Raw genomic sequence first — 263 nt, forward strand, 5'->3', positions numbered from 1 at the left:
AACTTCGAGCACATCGCTGAAGATGCGACCAACAACAGTGTGGATACGCAGATCACTGATGATACCGATCCAGGTACTACTGAGCCTGATACTGAGACGGCTTATGTCTCACTTACAGGTCCAAGTTCTGTTATCGAAGGCAATACAACCACTCCATACACAATCAGTGTTGACCAGCCTGCAGCGGATGTGACTTCTGCAATCACGGTGACCTTCACCTACAGCGGTGTTGCTGCTGATGGCACAGACTTCACCGGTGTTGC

The 263-nt window shown here is 50.2% G+C and carries 1 protein-coding gene; it reads left to right on the top strand.

Translation table 11 applies throughout. The annotated features are described in order from the left end of the window. The coding region (locus A3774_RS16865) for a hypothetical protein (protein ID WP_197468094.1) at positions 1–263 on the top strand (263 nt) is incomplete at both ends.

Source organism: Neptuniibacter marinus (genome assembly GCF_001597725.1).
Taxonomy (GTDB): domain Bacteria; phylum Pseudomonadota; class Gammaproteobacteria; order Pseudomonadales; family Balneatricaceae; genus Neptuniibacter; species Neptuniibacter marinus.